This window comes from Methylobacterium sp. E-025 (assembly GCF_022829705.1).
GTDB lineage: Bacteria > Pseudomonadota > Alphaproteobacteria > Rhizobiales > Beijerinckiaceae > Methylobacterium.
In genome coordinates, this window is the sequence record NZ_JAKSYR010000005.1 from 1 (window position 1) to 15,657 (window position 15,657).

Here is a 15,657-nt window from a genome sequence, read left to right on the forward strand (position 1 = left end):
TTTGAGCATTCCAGCGTAGGCATCAGGGGATAGACAATTCGACGTGATAGATGCGACGAGCAACCCGAGCCCTCGTTCCGTCCCCACCAGTGATCGCCTTCGTCGTTGTAGCCATCCCGCTCAAAGGGCCTTGCTGCAGCCTCGGCAGCGGCCCGTGCGGTCGGGATGTCCGCGATGCCATCTTTCAGCTCCGCGAGTGCCCCTTGAACGCGTCTGCTCGCAATCAAGCCTATCTTTGTTCACCGAGAAGTCGGCCCAGAAAGCTAAGCCTCGATCCAGGCCGCCAAGCAACCCGCGCGACTGTAAAGATCGGCTACGAACCAGATAACATCCGCGAACGCAGTCGCGCCGGCATAGATCCCTTTGCCGTCGAACAAAATCACCCCGAGCATCAGGCAAACACAGGCAAGGGCCCGGGGGGGGTCAAGCGGCGAGCGCCGAGGTCGAGACAGGTGCTTCTGCCTTGCAAACGCGAACGCATGCACGGGCGAGCGCTTCTGTGGCGTCCACCAGCTTCGTCCGCAATTCCCCTTTGACCGCGGCGAGTGCCACCGGGATTTCGGTGCAGGCCATCACGACCTCGCCACAGCCAGCAGCGACGAGCGCCTCAGCCTGCGCGCGCAGGATCTCCGTCGCTTCGGCGAGTTGCCCAGCCTTAACCAGACGGATCCCCCGCATCACCTCTTCCTGGGCCGCCGCGTCGGGAGCCCGGCAGGATAGCCCCTTCTGCGACAGGCGCTCCTGGTAAAGGCGGCCCTCGATGGTGCTGGTCGTACCTAGCACACCGACACGGTCCCCCTGCCGCGACGTCAACTCGAAGGTGACCGCATCCACGATGTGCAGAATGAGGATCGGCGTCTCGTACTGTAGGGCGCAGTGCCATAGGTGTGCAGTATTGCAGGGGATCGCGATATAGGTTGCTCCCGCTGCCTCAAGCCGTCGCAGGGTATCGCGCATTGCCGGTAGCGGGTCAGCCCCCTCGCCACGAAGCGCGGCATTGCGATCGGGGATGTTCGCCGCTGAGCAGACCACCATCGGGATGTGGTCTTGGTCGCAGGCAGCCGCGGTGTTCCGGACGACCTTCGCCATGAAATCGACGGTCGCCATCGGACCCATCCCACCAAGAACGCCGAGCATCGTGACCTCCTGTCTTTCGAGCACGATGCAAGGCGCTCACTTGGGGGGCCAATGCCATGTCAGTCCGACCTATTCCGATTCCGCATAGTTTCGTGGGCCAGCGCCCCGGCGGCTTGCCAGACGGCTGTCACAGCAGCGCGCCGATGCCCGGCATTGCGGTACAGGCGCACTTCAAGCGGCATCGCCTCGCCTGACACGATCAGTGTTCCGGCCGCCAGTTCGCGAGCGACGAGGCTGAGCGGCAGCCATGCCAGCCCATGCCCTTCAAGGACCATGAACTTCAACGCCTCTGCCATGGCGTTTTCGTTGACGTGGGTGAATGCGGCAGGCGGCTCATCCACCCGGGCCTGCGCGACGACCGAGAGGCGGCCGAGGAAGGAGTTCTGTGGGTAGCCGAGGCGAGGCAACGGCTCCTCTGTGGTCTGTGCGCTGCGCACGGCCACGAGACTGTCCGTCCCAACCACGCGGTGGGGGAACTGCTCAGGATCCAGCAGGACCGGGACGCTCGCATGGTGGAAGGTCAGGAGGAAGTCGTAGCCCCCCTCGACCACTGCCTGGATGCAGGTGTGGAAGTCGTCCGGGAGCAGGCGGCTGCTCAGGGGGCCGGTTCGCGCCTCGATCCGCCGGAACCAGCCCGGGAAGAAGCTCAGGGCTAGGGTGTGGAGCGCGGCGACCGCCACGGTCTGCTGGTTCGGTCGAGCGCTGGCTTGCAGGGCGACCCGGCTACCATGCAGCATCCGCATCGCCTCCTCGGCCGTTTCGCGGAACTCCCGTCCTGCCGCCGTCAATGAGGTCGGATACGTGCTGCGGTCGATTAGGGCGACGCCCAGCCACGTTTCCAGCGCCCGGATCCGGCGGCTGAACGCGGACTGCGTGACGTGACGCTCCTCGGCCGACCGAGAAAAATTGCCGGTGCGGGCGAGACTAGCGAAGTCCTCAAGCCATTTCAGCTCCATGATCGTGCCAGCCTAACGACGCCACTCAGTGCGCGCCAGCGGATCGACGGTCGGCAGATGCGCGACGGAGCACCCGAAAGCGGAGGGTCGCATGACCACCGGGCCCAGCCGCAGGTCATTGTCTATCAAGATACGGCCAAGCGGACCTTATGAGGGTCTGTGAAGGGTCGATAGCAACCCGAACAACGTGTCGGATATCTGACCGTTTTGTCGACGTATGTAGGCACATACCGCAGGGTCCGAGTGGGGTGGAAGGCAGCTTGTCTGCTACTCGCGCATCAAAGGGCCAGGGCAGACGTTCGTACTGCGCCAGCCGGGTTGCCTCACGAGACATCGATGCAAGTTCGGTATCGATCGATCCAGCAATTAAGTTGGACGGCACTATCTTGCCGCCGCATGAAATGGGTTCGGCAAACGGCCACCGCTGGTAGTTATTTCCTGCGAGAATGGCTCAGCCTCATCGGAGGAAGGTCATGTCTCAAGAGAGGCAGGGTCTGCACAGTACCAAGATCAGATATGTCATTCTAGCGCTGATCTTTCTGGCGACAACGTTTAATTATGTCGATCGAGCAACCTTGTCCGTGGCCGCCTCCGCCATGCGAACTGAGTTCGGCTTCGACGCCATCACGATGGGTTTGGCCTTCTCAGCGTTCGGCTGGGCGTACACGGCCCTTCAGATCCCCGGCGGCTGGGTGCTCGACAAGTACGGCGCCCGTCTGGTCTACGGGACAGGCCTGATCCTATGGTCGGCCCTCACGATGATGCAGGGGCTCGTGCACCTCGTTACCTTCACGTTCGTCGCGCTCTTCGCCCTGCGCTTCCTCATGGGCATCACCGAGGCACCGGCTTTTCCTGCCAACAGCCGGCTGACCGTGATGTGGTTCCCGACTAAGGAACGGGCCTTCGCGACCTCGATCTTCCAGTCGGCGCAGTATTTCGCGCTCGCCGTGTTCACGCCGATCATGACGTGGATCCTGCACGCCCACAGCTGGCAGGCGATCTTCTTCTGGGCCGGCGGCGTGGGCATCGTCCTCGGCATCATCTGGCTCGTCTACGTACAGGAGCCGCGTCACCACAAAGGCGTAAACCAAGCCGAACTCGACTACATCGAGGCGGGCGGTGGCCTGCCGAACATGGGGGACAAGCGCGACCGGATCCGGTGGTCCGAGGTGAAGGCGCTGATTGGCAACCGCATGATGATCGGCATCTACATCGGGCAGTTCTGCCTGACGACGATTACGTGGTTCTTTCTGACGTGGTTTCCGACCTACCTACTCGAAGCGCGCGGCATGTCGATCCTCAAGGTCGGCCTCGTAGCCGCGATCCCGGCGATCTGCGGGTTCCTCGGTGGGCTGGCCGGTGGCCTCTGGTCGGACTGGTTGCTGCGGCGCGGGTTCAGCCTGACCGTCTCGCGCAAGCTCCCGATCATCCTTGGCCTGATGTTCTCCAGCACAATCGTGCTTGCGAACTACGTCCAGTCCGACGTGTTCGTGATCGCTGTGATGAGCATCGCCTTCTTCGCCAAGGGCATCGGCAATCTCGGCTGGTGCATCGTCGGCGATGTGTCGCCAAAGCAGATCATGGGTGTCAGCGGCGGCATCTTCAATCTGTGCGGCAACCTCGCCAGCATTGTCACGCCGCTGGCCATCGGCATCATCGTCAAGGAGATGGGCTCCTTCGACCTGGCGCTCGTTTACATCGGCACGGTCGCGCTTATCGGTGCCCTATCCTACCTCGTCGTCGTCGGGCCACTGAAGCGGCTTGAGATCGGAGAAGATGAGCAAGTCACGGACAGGCCATTGGTCCGGCCGGCATCTCTCCAAACCGCGCAGGCCTGAGCGCCCAAACGTGTCGGCTACCGACAATGACTGAATGCCGGAGAAGAACATGAACGAGACCGTCACTGGGATCCGCCTGCGCTCGGTCTACTTGCCGCTCAAGACCCCAATCAGCGACGCCAAGGTGCTCACCGGGCGCCAGAAGCCGATGACCGAGATCGCGATCCTGTTCTGCGAGATCGAGACAAGCGCGGGACATCGCGGCCTCGGCATCAGCTATTCCAAGCGGGCCGGCGGACCGGGACAGTTCGCCCATGCCTGCGAGATCGCACCCGCGCTCATCGGTGAGGATCCGAGCGACATCGGCAAGGCTTGGGACAAGCTCGCCTGGGCGGGCGCCTCGGTCGGCCGCAGCGGCCTCGCCGTTCAAGCTATCGGCGCCTTCGACGTGGCACTATGGGACCTGAAGGGGAAGCGGGCCGGCCTGTCGCTGGCCAAACTGCTCGGTGCGCAACGCGAGGCAGTTCGTTGCTACAACACCTCCGGTGGCTTCCTTCACACGCCGCTGGACGAGCTGCTGGTCAACACCGACCGTTCCCGTGAGAAGGGCATCGGCGGCATCAAGCTCAAAGTCGGCCAGCCGGACTGGGCCCTCGACATCGCGCGCGTTTCGCGGGTGCGCGAGCACCTTGGCGATGCCTTCCCGCTGATGGTCGACGCCAACCAGCAATGGGACCGGCCGACCGCCATGCGGATGGGCCGCATCTTCGAGCGGTTCAACCTGATCTGGATCGAGGAGCCACTGGATTGCTACGACGCCGCCGGGCACGCAGCGCTTGCGGCTGCGCTCGACACGCCGATCGCCACCGGCGAAATGCTCACCAGCGTCTCCGAGCACTGGGACTTCATCCGGCAGAATGGAGCGGACTTCCTGATGCCGGATGCCCCCCGGGTCGGCGGTATCACGCCGTTCCTCAAGATCGCCACGCTCGCTGAATTCGCCGGTCTGACCATCGCACCGCACTTCGCGATGGAACTGCACATCCATCTCGCCGCAGCGATGCAACGTGAGCCCTGGGTCGAGCACTTCGAGTGGTTGGAGCCGTTGTTCAACGAGCGTCTAGAGTTGAAGGACGGTCGGATGATTGTGCCGACGCAGCCCGGTCTCGGCATCAGCATGAGCGAGCAGACGATTGCCTGGACCCGGGAAACCGTGGGGTTCGGCAGCCTGGACTGAACCGTGCGATAGTTCGTTGGCTCGACCCGAAATGACTGTTTTCGAGCAGCTTTCGATGGGCGAGGGGTGACCTATTTGGGTCGCGAGCCGAATGGCCGCTTGGGGTGGTTTTCTGCCCGTCCGCTTCCGCTCGAACACATGGGGGAAGCGGAAGTTTGTAGGTTCGCGTCAGGCAGGGCACACGGTGGCGAGGAAGCGCCCGACTTCGCTCCGCAGGTGCTCCGATTGGCGCGACAGTTCCGTGGCCGCCCCCAGCACCTGGGTGGCGGCAGCGCCCGTCTCCTCGGCGGCCCCCGCGACGCCGGCGATGTTCCCGCTCACCTCGCCCGTCCCTGTCGCCACCTGGGCAACGTTGCGCACGATCTCCTGCGTCGCTGCCCCCTGCTGCTCCACCGCCGCCGCGATCGAGGCTGCCGTGACGCTGATGTCGCGGATCCGCTGGGTGATGCCGCCGATGGCCGCCACCACCTCAGCGGTGGACTCCTGGATTCGGTCGATCTGGGCAGAGATCTCCTGGGTCGCCCGGGCGGTCTGCCCGACGAGTTCCTTCACCTCGGTCGCTACCACGGCAAAGCCTTTGCCGGCCTCCCCGGCCCGAGCGGCCTTGATAGTGGCATTTAGGGCCAGCAGGTTGGTCTGCCCGGCGATCGAGGAGATCAACCCGACCACGGCGCCGACCCGCTCGAAGGTGCCGCTCAGTTTGTGGACTAGCGCCCCCGTGCGGTCGGCCTCATCCACCGCCTGCCGGGCGAGGAGCGCAGAGCCGTCGACCTGCCGGCCGATCTCTTGGACGGAGGCGCCAAGTTCCTCGGCCGCCGCGGCGACGGTACCAACGTTGCTGGCAGCCTCCTCGGCCGCGGCGGCCACGGCAGTCGACTGGCTCGCCGTCTCCGCGGCGGTCCCGCTCATCACCCCGGCGGTGGCCTGCAACTCGGTGGCCGAGGCTGAGACCGTGCCGATGAAGCCGCCGACGGCGGACTGGAAGCTATCGGCCAGAGCTGAACTCCTCAAGCCGCCATCAGATGAAATTTCAAAGCCATAAGGCAGCCCCATTCATTTCTCCTTAGTAAGTCTGCCTAAAGCTGGGTCTTCTTTGTTCTCTAGAGCGCGCAATGCCCCAGCAAGCACTTACGATGGGCCGTCTCCGCGCGCGACAGCTCGAAGTTGTCGACCAACTCGCTCCGGCGATGATGCTCGCGAACGTCGCCTGTGCAGGTGCCTTCACTTTTCTCATGTTCAAGCACCACGCCAGTGTGCTGCTGACGTGGTGTAGCGTCGTCACGCTGATGTCGCTTGGTCAGCTGGCTTTATCACTGCGTGCGAATGCTCGGCCGCCACATCAAACCGTCGCCGCTCGCGACATTCATCTCCTCAGTCTTCAGACAGTCGTGATGGGTGTCTGCTTAGTCAGCGTGCCAGTCTGGTTGATGCCCCGCGTCTCCGGTCTGGAACTCGGCTGCGTGATCTGCCTCCTCACTGGTCTCCTTTGGGGGGGCAGCATCCTACTCGCCACAGTGTTGCCTGCGGCCGTGATTTATATCGGCCTCGTAATGACGGCCACTATTGCGGGCTTACTGCTATCGAGCTGGGATGCACCGCACCTGTATCTGGCGGGATTGTTCGTTATCGGCGGAGGAACCGCGATCCGCAGCGTCCGGCGTCAAGTGAAACAGTTCGGCGCCGGGCAGCGTCAGCAATACAATTTGGAACAGCAGGGTGAGGTCATAGCGCTGCTGCTGCGCGACTACGAGGAGCAGGCCAGCGATTGGCTTTGGGAAACGGACGCAGAGCATCGCTGCCATAGCTCATCACCGCGGTTTGCAGAAAAGCTCGCCCGGTCCCAGAACGCGATCGATGCAACCTCTCTGGTCGCTCTGCTTCGGGACGTCACTGCCGCAGGTAACACCGAAGCTTGCGATGCGTTGCAAGAGCATATCGAGGCGCGTCGCCCATTTCGCGACCACGTCGTTCCCTTGGTCCAGAACGGGGATGCCTGCTGGTGGTCGCTGTCCGGGCGCCCCATACACGATAAAAATGGCACGTTTCAGGGATACCGCGGCGTCTGCGCCGATACCTCAGCCGCCAAGCGCGCTGAGGCCCGAGTGGCGCATCTTGCCTACTATGATTCCCTGACCGAGCTGCCGAACCGTATGCTCTTCGGCGAACGCTTGGCACAGGCGTTGCGCGGCGTTGAGCGTAACCCTCTTGCCGTGCTCAGCCTCGACCTCGACGGGTTCAAGGCCGTCAACGATCGCCACGGCCACCCTGCCGGCGACCAGTTGCTCATTGCCGTGACCGACCGTTTGCAGGCCGAGCTCGACGGCACCGACATGCTTGCTCGCTTCGGCGGCGACGAGTTCATGATCCTCGATGCCGCGGATGCTAATCAAGGGTCGGTCGAAGCTCTTGCGCAGCGCTTGGTCCGATGTGTGAGTACACCGTTCATGATAGGCGGCGAGGATGTCTCCATCGGCCTCAGTATCGGCATCGCCTTCGCTCCGTCGGATGGTGATACGGCCGAAGAGCTGTTGCGAAACGCCGACGCCGCACTTTACCGGTCAAAAGCAGACGGGCGAGGGACGTTCAGCTTCTTCGCGCCGGAAATGGATCAGAAGCTTCAGGAGCGGCAGCGCCTCGTGCACGATCTGCGCACCGCTCTCGCACACGGTGAATTGGTGCTGCACTACCAGCCTTTCGTCGAATCCCAGACCGGAACGATTACCGGCTGTGAGGCACTCCTGCGCTGGCAGCATCCGAAGCTCGGTATGGTCTCACCCGCCGACTTTATCCCCCTCGCAGAAACAAGCGGCTTAATCATCCCGATCGGAGCCTGGGTCATCGCAGAGGCTTGCCGTGAAGCCGCGAGCTGGCCGGTTAACCACCGGGTGTCGGTAAACATCTCTGCGGTGCAGTTCCGTACCCGTGATCTACCGCATATCATCCTAGCCGCCCTGACCCACTCGGGCCTCGCGCCAAGTCGGCTGGAAGTTGAGGTGACGGAGGGCGTCCTGATCGAAGACGCCGTTGCGGCCCTCGACATCCTGCGGCAGATACGTGCTCTCGGCGTACGCATCGCGCTCGATGACTTCGGCACAGGTTACTCGTCGTTGAGCTACCTGCGGAGCTTCGCCTTCGACAAGGTCAAGATCGACCGATCCTTTGTGAAGGAGCTACCATCGCGCCGCGATAGCCAAGTTATCGTTCAAGCTATCCGTGACATGGCGCATGGCCTCGGCATGACAATTACGGCCGAGGGCGTGGAGACTGAGGAACAGGCCGAGCAGTTGCGTGCAACAGGATGTGAAGAGCTGCAGGGCTACCTCTACAGCCGCCCCAAATCGGCCGAGGACCTTGCCCATGGGCAGAATGAAGGCCCCGTCGGAGGCTTCATCAGGTCGAGAGCTATATAGAGACGAAAAGGGGCTCTATTGTGCGTAGCCTGAGATTCCAGAGCTTATTTGTTGCATCAACAATGATTGCTTTCTTGCGTCTAAGCAGAACCTGAATTGAACTTCAGAATCGCAGAGTTGGTACCATCTGCAATCTCTTGCGCAGCACGCCTTGGATTAGGTACGCGGTGGAGGCTTTCCAACCGCGGCCGGCGCACAATTCAGCAAAAATTTCCTTCTGGATTCGGCATCAAGCCCACCCCAGGTGAATGTTACGCTTCTGTGCCCATGCTATCCGGTCGACTAGTGAAAGATAGTTGTTCGGCCAATTGAGCGGGCGGATTTCCGCTGCACTGCGCGTCCGAGCAACTGTAGTAACAGCGCGCTTCATTCAGAGCAGCACGTCGCCGCTCGTCCAGCTCGGAGTTTGCCGGAGCCAAATGGGGGGAGGCGGATCTGGTCCTTCAGGGCGGTTGGGCATTCAACTTCAGGATCTCGACGGGCATCGTAAGGTGCCAGAAAGCACCCTCGCAGTCCTGTCGAACTGGCGCTCAAGGCGGGCGAGGCCGCAGACTTCATTAACTACCCGTCGGCATTGTCCTGAATGGCTGTTGTCCCATCTGCGGGCGCGTCACCTGCCATGAACGGGACAGGCTCGGTCGCCGCCTTTCGCGGGTCGGGTCTGTTCCGTTAAGCGCAGCCCGACGGAACAGGATCATGGATAACACCCGGGGCGTGAAAACGGCGGCGTCCTAGAAGCTGCCCAGCGTTCTACGCGGTTCGGACGGAGGTCGTTCATCGCGCCTTCGCATTATGGCTTCCTCAGGCTCGGGCGATCATATGGGTCACGGCCACCCACCACTACGGACCCGTTGACCTATCGCGGCGGAAGCTTCCGGCCCTTCATAGATCCGGAATAGCTCCGTGTTCGCGGCATTCGCCGAGACGAAGCCGCGCCATATCTGCTGCGTCATTATCCGATCGCTTCTAACGGCTTTGTTAAGAGGCTCGAAACGCCCAGGATGTGATTGGGTCAGGATGATCACATCCGCGCTTCTGCTTGCCGTTGGGATCGCACTGGGGTGGCATTATCGGTCTGTCATGATCCTGTTCGCCTCAGGGTGCCTCATCGTCACTTATATCGCAGTCGGCCTCGTCCGCCGGGAGTTAGGCGCGTTGGAGCTCTTAGTCCTCTTCGCCCATCTGGTCGCCCTGCAAGGCGGATTCCTTCTCGCGCAGTATCTCCGCCCCAGGGACTAAAGGCTCCGAGGGCGAAGGCGATGGCGTCAGAACCAGACTGCCTTACCGCACATCAGGTAGATGGCGATCCATAGCAGGACTGGCAGGAGACACATGGCGACAACCAGGGCCAGACGTGGGCGCCGCGATTGGCCCCTAGGTGGGTGTTCCAGAGACATAGAGTGTCGATATCTCACAGTTCTGCGGGGATCGCTGCGGTCGCCGCACAAGCTGAGCCGTTCGCTCGCAGCACCCATACGTGTCGCAATGGGAAGAAGTTTCATCTGGATCGCGCAAGCGTCGCGCATCAGCATCACTCGACCTCCACCGACGCACGTAGCCGGTGGTGTAGAGGACTTTCAGGTTCGGCAACCGTGCCATGGCGGCATCGGCGAGTTGGCGTCCGGTCATTTCCGGCATGACGATGTCGGTGAAGAGCAGGGCCACAACCTGGCCCGCCTCGATCATCCTGACCGCTTCCGTTCCATTCGCGGCGTGGACGACGGAATAGCCGAGCTCGCGCAGGGCCCCGACCGAGCAGGAGCACATCCGGGCGTCGTCCTCGACGACCATGACGGTCTCGCCGACTTCACCACCGATACACGCCATGGTTGACTTTGCTATTAAGTCAGCCTCAAGCGCCCCCTCGAACCGCGGAAGGTAGACCTCTATGGTTGTTCCTCGGCCGGGCTCCGACGCGATCCTGACATGCCCCCCCCGACGGCCTGACGAACCCGATCACCTGGCTCAGGCCAAGGCCGGTGCCCTTGCCGACGCCCTTGGTGGTGAAAAACGGATCGAATGCCCTGGCGATCACCGCGGGTGACATCCCGGTCCCGGTATCAGAGACGGCGATCATGACGTACTGGCCCGGCTTGATGTCGTTTCCCGGTTCGGGGTCGCCGTGGATGGCGGCGTTCGACGTCGCGATGGTCACGAGGCCGCCATCCGGCATCGCGTCCCGTGCGTTCACGGACAGGTTGAGGATCACGTTCTCAAGCTGGCTTGGGTCGGCCCTGGCCTTCCATAGGTCGTCGGCAAGCGCGGTCTCTATCAGGATCCGCTCGCCGAGCGTGCGGGTCAACATGTCCGACATTTCAGGGACCATGCGGTTGGCGTCGACCGGCTCTGGTGCGAGCGGCTGCAGTCGAGAGAAGGCGAGCAGGCGATGGGTCAGCGACGCGGCCCTGTTGGCGCCGTCCAGGGCCGCGTCGACGTACCGGCCGACATCCGTCTCGCCCTTCGCGAGCCGGCGTTCGAGAAGGTTCAGGCTACCAACAATGACCGCGAGCATGTTGTTCAAGTCGTGCGCGATTCCCCCGGTCAATTGGCCAATGGCGTCCATTTTCTGGGATTGCCGCAGCTGTTCCTCGATGCGGCGCTCGGTCAGGTCCACGGCCTCCGACATGATGCCGAGCACGAGGCCGTCCGCATCTCGAACCGGTCTCAAAGCGAATTCCAGACACCTCCGGCCGCCGGGGAGATCCAACTCGATCTCGTGGCGTACGGGTTCGCCCGCCGCTGCGCGGTCGACCCATTCCCGCACCCGCTCGGGCATGCCCGGCGTCCCTGCGAGCAAAGGGGTATCCCAGAGGCTCTTGCCGACCACATCACCGCGTGAGGACGCGACGGCCTTGAGCATGGTTTCGTTCGCGTCCAGCACGGTCCCGTCGCGGGCGAGCAATCCCTGGAACTGGTATGTCGCATGGAAGATCGTTCGCAGCCTCGCCTCGCTCGCTTCGAAGGCGGCGGTGCGCCGTACGACCTCTCCTACCGCGCGGCGTAGCTCGACTTGGACGATGACTTAACGCCCAAGCGCTTCCAGAGTGAAGGCCTGGTCGGCGTCCAATCCGTCTCGAGGAACCTGATCGAGGACGCAGAGCGTTCCTACCGCGCGATCATCGCCGATGCACAGGGGCAAACCGTCATAGAAGCGAAGGTAAGGTGGCCCGGTGACCAGCGGGTTGTACCAGGTCCGTGGATCGCTCGTAAGGTCGGGAATGACCAGAAGGCCAGAATGGTGGAGGGCGTGGCGCAGACCGAGCGGTCAAGCAGTGTCTCGCACGGCTCGAAACCTACCCGGGCCTTGAACCACTGCCTCCGCTCCTCGACGAGGCTGATGAGGGCCACCGGGGTCCGGCACGCCTGGGAGGCGAGCAACACGATGTCGTCGAGGAGCGGCTCGGGCACCATGTCGAGGAAGCCGTGGGGACGGGCCACCGCGCATCCGAGCAGGGTGGATGCTGATGTATCGAAAACAGCCTCGGGGACTTCCGCGCTCGTTCGGAATTCGTGGATCGTAGGGTCCGATACGGCTCGGCTCGCCCCGTTGTCGCTTCAAATCTTCCGGGCCGACGCTCATGTCCCGCTCCTATCCCGCTCCAAGCCGACGTCGCTCGTCCGTGGCCAGCCTGCCCGGATAAGATGTGGCATCATGGTCGGGAGCCGATGGTACCTGTCCCTCCCAAAGCAGCGCACGAACGCAAGAAGGCGACCCCCGATGCCTCGCGAGGCACGGAGGTCGACCCGAACCATGGCGGCGCGACGACCCGATCGGACTTCGTCTAGGACTGGGCCACATCGCAGGGTGATAAGGGCCGTTCGGGACGGCCGCGGCATGAGCTTCGGCATCGGGGCTCGCTTCGTTCGATGGGCGGCGGTTGACCGCGAGAATTGCCTCCGCGTGAAGCATCGACGCCCCGGATCGATCACGTCGCCGTCTCGTAGGTCTTGGAATCAGGGTCGCAGCCGGTTCCTCAGCCATCGCGTCGCGTCTTCGAGCGTGTTGAACGGCGGGGGCATGATCCCGAGCAAGCGACCGAGCGCCACTTCCACGAACCAGGAGCCTGGGGCCTCGTGCTCGGCATCGGGCCGGACCAGAACCGCCACCAGCAATCGGTTGGCTATAACCAGCATCCCCTCGTTGTCGGGGCTGGGGGTGTCGACGGCGATGGGCTGGAGCACGACCAACGTCTCGACGTTGCGTCGTTCGACCATGGGTCAGCCCCGCTGCGCGCTGTCGGCCCACGGCAGGGTGCGGCGTTCACCCCAACGGGTGTTCCGCAGATGCAGATAGTTAGGCGCGAAGCCGCAGTAGGCCTTGAGCCGCTCGACGTCGTGAATTGTCAGGACGCGGCGCTTCAGCGTAATCAGGCCCAAGCTCTTGAGTTCGCGCATCGTGCGGTTCACGTGTACGTTCGACAGGCCCATCGAGTCGGCGAGGTCGGTCTGGGTGAACGGAAACGCGATGCTCTCGTCCATGACCCGTCCCACCGCCTCAAGGCGCATGAAAAGCTCGCACATGACGTGGGCGATGCGCTGGTTCGGGGGGCGACCTCCGAGGTTGACCAGCCACTCGCGAAGGACCGCCGCGTCCACCAGCGCGCAACACCAGAACGCATGTGTGATGTTGGGGTGATGCGCGGTGATCCCGTCGATGGCCGTCCGAGGGATGTGCACCACCTGGCAGGGTGAGATAGTCCCGATGTTGTGGTCCATCTGGTCGAGGATGAAGACGTTAAGGTTGCAAAAGTCCCCGGGTACGAGATAGGCCATGATCTGGCGCCGTCCGTTGGGCAGTACCTTGTAGCGGCATGCGAATCCGTCGAGGATCAAGTGCACGTTTTCTGGGGCCTCTCCCTCTTGGATCAGGTCCACGTGCGCGCCGACCTCGCGCATGCGGGGTACCAATCCGTTTAGGGCCCAACGGTCGTGATCCGAGAGGGTCTTGTAACCTTCGAGCTTTCTCGTCAGTGCGTGATGCATGGCTCTCGTCACGCGCTGAGTTCGCCGATGCACGATGCATGAGCGGATGGCCGATTTAACATGTGATTGAACTTAGGTCCGAAGGGGCGGAGATCTGCCAGTGTCAGCCCGGTTGGAGTACCGTCCTGCATCGGCCGGTTTGCGCAGGACGTTCGTGTCGAGCAGGTTCGTTACGGTCGTTGGCGTGTAGCTCTTGCGCGCCGTAGGGCCGACGAAGGCGGCCTTAGTGCAACACCCCGGCTCCAAGGGGCATCGCACGGAAGGCGAGGACGATTTGTACCGCCTGGATCAGGTCGACAGTTCGCTCGCTCGCCCCACCCCGCGATGCCCGGTCCCGGAGGGTGGACAAGGCGATTTCTAGCTTGACCAGCTCGATGACGTCACGGGTTGCCCGTTCCTGATCGAGGATGGCGATGAGATCGCCGAGATACCGTGCGCTTGCCGTGCTTTCCGCCTGTCGCATCCGTCACGATCCTCGATCCCTGGAGGCATTCCCGAGCCGTCCGCCATCTCCGCCGAACTCCACGACGTCCCGCGACCGGACCGGCTACGGGACGTCGCCCGGAAAGGACCGAATTCAACGCAACGGACATCTAGATGGCCGTCGCCTCGAACCCGGCGGATAGTCGGTCTCGGGTGACACCCACCAGAGATCACATGCAATCAGGCGCGAACCGATCATATGACGTGTAAATATACGATTTAGGCTTAATACCGCGTCCTCGTTGTAACGCTTAGCTCTACATCGTTCTCTCGATCGCATGCCGCAATCGGACGGAGACGAGTGATGAAGCACATTTCAATATCGACAATTTTCTTGATCGGGACATTATTGGCGGCAACGCCGGCCTTCGCGATCACGCTGAGCAACCAGGACAAGGCCGAGCATACCTTCACGGTGGACCAGGGCGAGACCCAGGCCGATCAGAAGCTGGCCGCCGGTGCCTCGACAGAGGTCGAATGCAAGGGTGGATGCGAGCTTCGCGTCCGGGGTTCGGGATATGGGCGTTCGGTGGAGACCGGCGACAAGCTGGTCATCGACACCGAGGGGATGCTCCACTTCGTCGGCGAGCCATCGGTCACGGGCTCGTTAAGCGCGAAGGATGCGGGGGAGCCGAAGAAGTAGGCCGGATCCGCCTGCAACATCCCGGCCGATCGGTCTGGAATCCCGGACCGGGGATGCGACATGCATCCCCGGCTACGCGATGGCATCGAGCGGAGCTGGGGCCGCCCTGGGATCCATCGGCGAGGCGTGACTTCCCGCTCGCGCGTGGCGATCACATCCGTCGGTGCCCGTCGAGCGAAGGCTCAATGTCCTTAAAGCGGCGGGGCGAGCCCCGCCGGCTTACTCAAGGATTTCACGTAGGCCGCGAGCTGCCACATCTGCTCGTCGGGGATCTTGCCGCGCCACGCCGGCATGCCCTTGGGGCGGCCCTCATAGAGCGTGTCGACGATGTTCGGAAGGGATCCCCCGTAGATCCACTTCTGGTCCGAGAGCGCCGGCCCGAACCCGCCTCCGCCGCCGGCATGGCAGCCGTTGCAGTTAAAGGCGGCATAGAGACCCTTGCCGGCCGTGATGGCATCCGGGTCGTTCTCATACTTCTTCGCCTTGTCCCAACCGGTGGTGGGTACTGCCACTCCGCCGACGGCCTGCGTCGTGAGCACGACTTCCGGCTCCCTGGTATCCGCATCGGCGGCCAGGGCCGTACGGATCGACGGGGCCGATGCGACCGCAAGAACCATGGCGGAGGCATAAAAGGCGTTGTGCCAGGACTTCATTGTTGAACCTCCGCGGATCGGGGGGCATCGAACCGGGGGAGGTGGCTGTGAGGGTGCCAAGCCTCACTTGCGCTTCTATGCGCTTTCCGATCACCTGGCAGGGCTGACGGTCGCCGCCAGCGCGTTGCGCCACCCAGCTCGCACCCCTATCCCCGCCGGCTCACATCCGGCGAGACCCATGGCATCACCCGCACCTACTTAACCCGCGACCTCCGACGTCCAGGCTTGGCGCGCTGCGCTAGAGCGTTTTCGGGCTGCGCTGAATCGGGCAGGTGGGGTTCACGCGGCGCTGTTGGACTGATTCACTGATCGCTCTTGAGAAGGAGCGAAGCATGGGCCGACCCTACAGCCAGGATCTGCGCGAGCGCGTGGTGAAG

Annotated in this window: 13 protein-coding genes and 1 pseudogene; 4 read left to right on the forward strand and 10 right to left on the reverse strand. The window is 63.0% G+C overall.

Translation table 11 applies throughout. The features are described 5' to 3' along the window. Positions 1–423: 423 nt before the first annotated feature. Together MKK64_RS00125 and MKK64_RS00130 are read right to left on the reverse strand one after the other, a co-directional pair. A complete protein-coding gene (locus MKK64_RS00125) occupies positions 424–1,137 on the reverse strand; it encodes an aspartate/glutamate racemase family protein (protein ID WP_243931636.1) in 714 nt (237 codons plus the stop codon). Positions 1,138–1,196: 59 nt separating this feature from the next. Beyond that, on the reverse strand, positions 1,197–2,093 hold the full coding sequence (locus tag MKK64_RS00130) for a LysR family transcriptional regulator (protein WP_243931638.1): 897 nt from the start codon (positions 2,091–2,093) through the stop codon (positions 1,197–1,199). Between the two features lie 473 nt (positions 2,094–2,566). Between MKK64_RS00130 and MKK64_RS00135 the strand changes: the two genes are divergently transcribed. Both MKK64_RS00135 and MKK64_RS00140 read left to right on the forward strand, forming a co-directional pair. Further along, positions 2,567–3,931: an MFS transporter gene (locus MKK64_RS00135; RefSeq protein WP_279592962.1), complete on the forward strand. Its 1,365-nt coding sequence runs from the start codon at positions 2,567–2,569 to the stop codon at positions 3,929–3,931. Between the two features lie 49 nt (positions 3,932–3,980). After that, entirely contained in the window at positions 3,981–5,108 is a 1,128-nt protein-coding gene (locus MKK64_RS00140) for an L-talarate/galactarate dehydratase (protein WP_409567807.1), read from the forward strand. A gap of 168 nt (positions 5,109–5,276) precedes the next feature. On the opposite strand, the pseudogene MKK64_RS00145 reads toward MKK64_RS00140, so the two are convergent. Then, positions 5,277–6,104 (reverse strand): annotated as a pseudogene (locus MKK64_RS00145) (methyl-accepting chemotaxis protein); the annotation flags it as partial. 116 nt (positions 6,105–6,220) lie between these two features. On the opposite strand from MKK64_RS00145, the gene MKK64_RS00150 reads away from it, so the two are divergent. Continuing rightward, on the forward strand, positions 6,221–8,518 hold the full coding sequence (locus MKK64_RS00150; protein WP_243931644.1) for a putative bifunctional diguanylate cyclase/phosphodiesterase: 2,298 nt from the start codon (positions 6,221–6,223) through the stop codon (positions 8,516–8,518). A 1,374-nt stretch (positions 8,519–9,892) separates the two neighbouring features. On the opposite strand, the gene MKK64_RS00155 is transcribed toward MKK64_RS00150, so the two are convergent. The 6 genes from MKK64_RS00155 to MKK64_RS00180 all read right to left on the reverse strand — a co-directional run bounded on the left by MKK64_RS00155 (position 9,893) and on the right by MKK64_RS00180 (position 13,964). After that, on the reverse strand, positions 9,893–10,309 hold the full coding sequence (locus tag MKK64_RS00155) for a response regulator (protein WP_243931645.1): 417 nt from the start codon (positions 10,307–10,309) through the stop codon (positions 9,893–9,895). 61 nt (positions 10,310–10,370) lie between these two features. Next, a complete protein-coding gene (locus tag MKK64_RS00160; RefSeq protein ID WP_243931647.1) occupies positions 10,371–11,420 on the reverse strand; it encodes a PAS domain-containing sensor histidine kinase in 1,050 nt (349 codons plus the stop codon). Between the two features lie 203 nt (positions 11,421–11,623). Next, the gene (locus MKK64_RS00165; protein ID WP_243931649.1) at positions 11,624–11,956 is read right to left on the reverse strand and encodes a hypothetical protein; all 333 of its coding nucleotides are present in this window, start codon (positions 11,954–11,956) and stop codon (positions 11,624–11,626) included. Between the two features lie 516 nt (positions 11,957–12,472). Continuing rightward, positions 12,473–12,733 (reverse strand): hypothetical protein, encoded by a 261-nt coding sequence (locus MKK64_RS00170; RefSeq protein ID WP_243931651.1) that lies wholly within the window; start codon positions 12,731–12,733, stop codon positions 12,473–12,475. A gap of 3 nt (positions 12,734–12,736) precedes the next feature. Continuing rightward, positions 12,737–13,414, reverse strand: coding sequence for a Crp/Fnr family transcriptional regulator (locus MKK64_RS00175; protein WP_243931653.1), 678 nt, complete (start codon positions 13,412–13,414; stop codon positions 12,737–12,739). A gap of 310 nt (positions 13,415–13,724) precedes the next feature. Next, the gene (locus MKK64_RS00180) at positions 13,725–13,964 is read right to left on the reverse strand and encodes a hypothetical protein (RefSeq protein WP_243931655.1); all 240 of its coding nucleotides are present in this window, start codon (positions 13,962–13,964) and stop codon (positions 13,725–13,727) included. Between the two features lie 324 nt (positions 13,965–14,288). Between MKK64_RS00180 and MKK64_RS00185 the strand changes: the two genes are divergently transcribed. Next, positions 14,289–14,627 carry a hypothetical protein gene (locus MKK64_RS00185; protein ID WP_243931657.1) on the forward strand — a complete coding sequence of 113 codons (339 nt, stop codon included), beginning with the start codon at positions 14,289–14,291 and terminating at the stop codon, positions 14,625–14,627. A 191-nt stretch (positions 14,628–14,818) separates the two neighbouring features. Here MKK64_RS00185 and MKK64_RS00190 read toward each other — a convergent pair whose 3' ends face one another. Next, positions 14,819–15,280, reverse strand: a complete 462-nt coding sequence (locus MKK64_RS00190; RefSeq protein ID WP_243931659.1) for a c-type cytochrome — start codon at positions 15,278–15,280, stop codon at positions 14,819–14,821. Between the last annotated feature and the right edge of the window lie 377 nt (positions 15,281–15,657).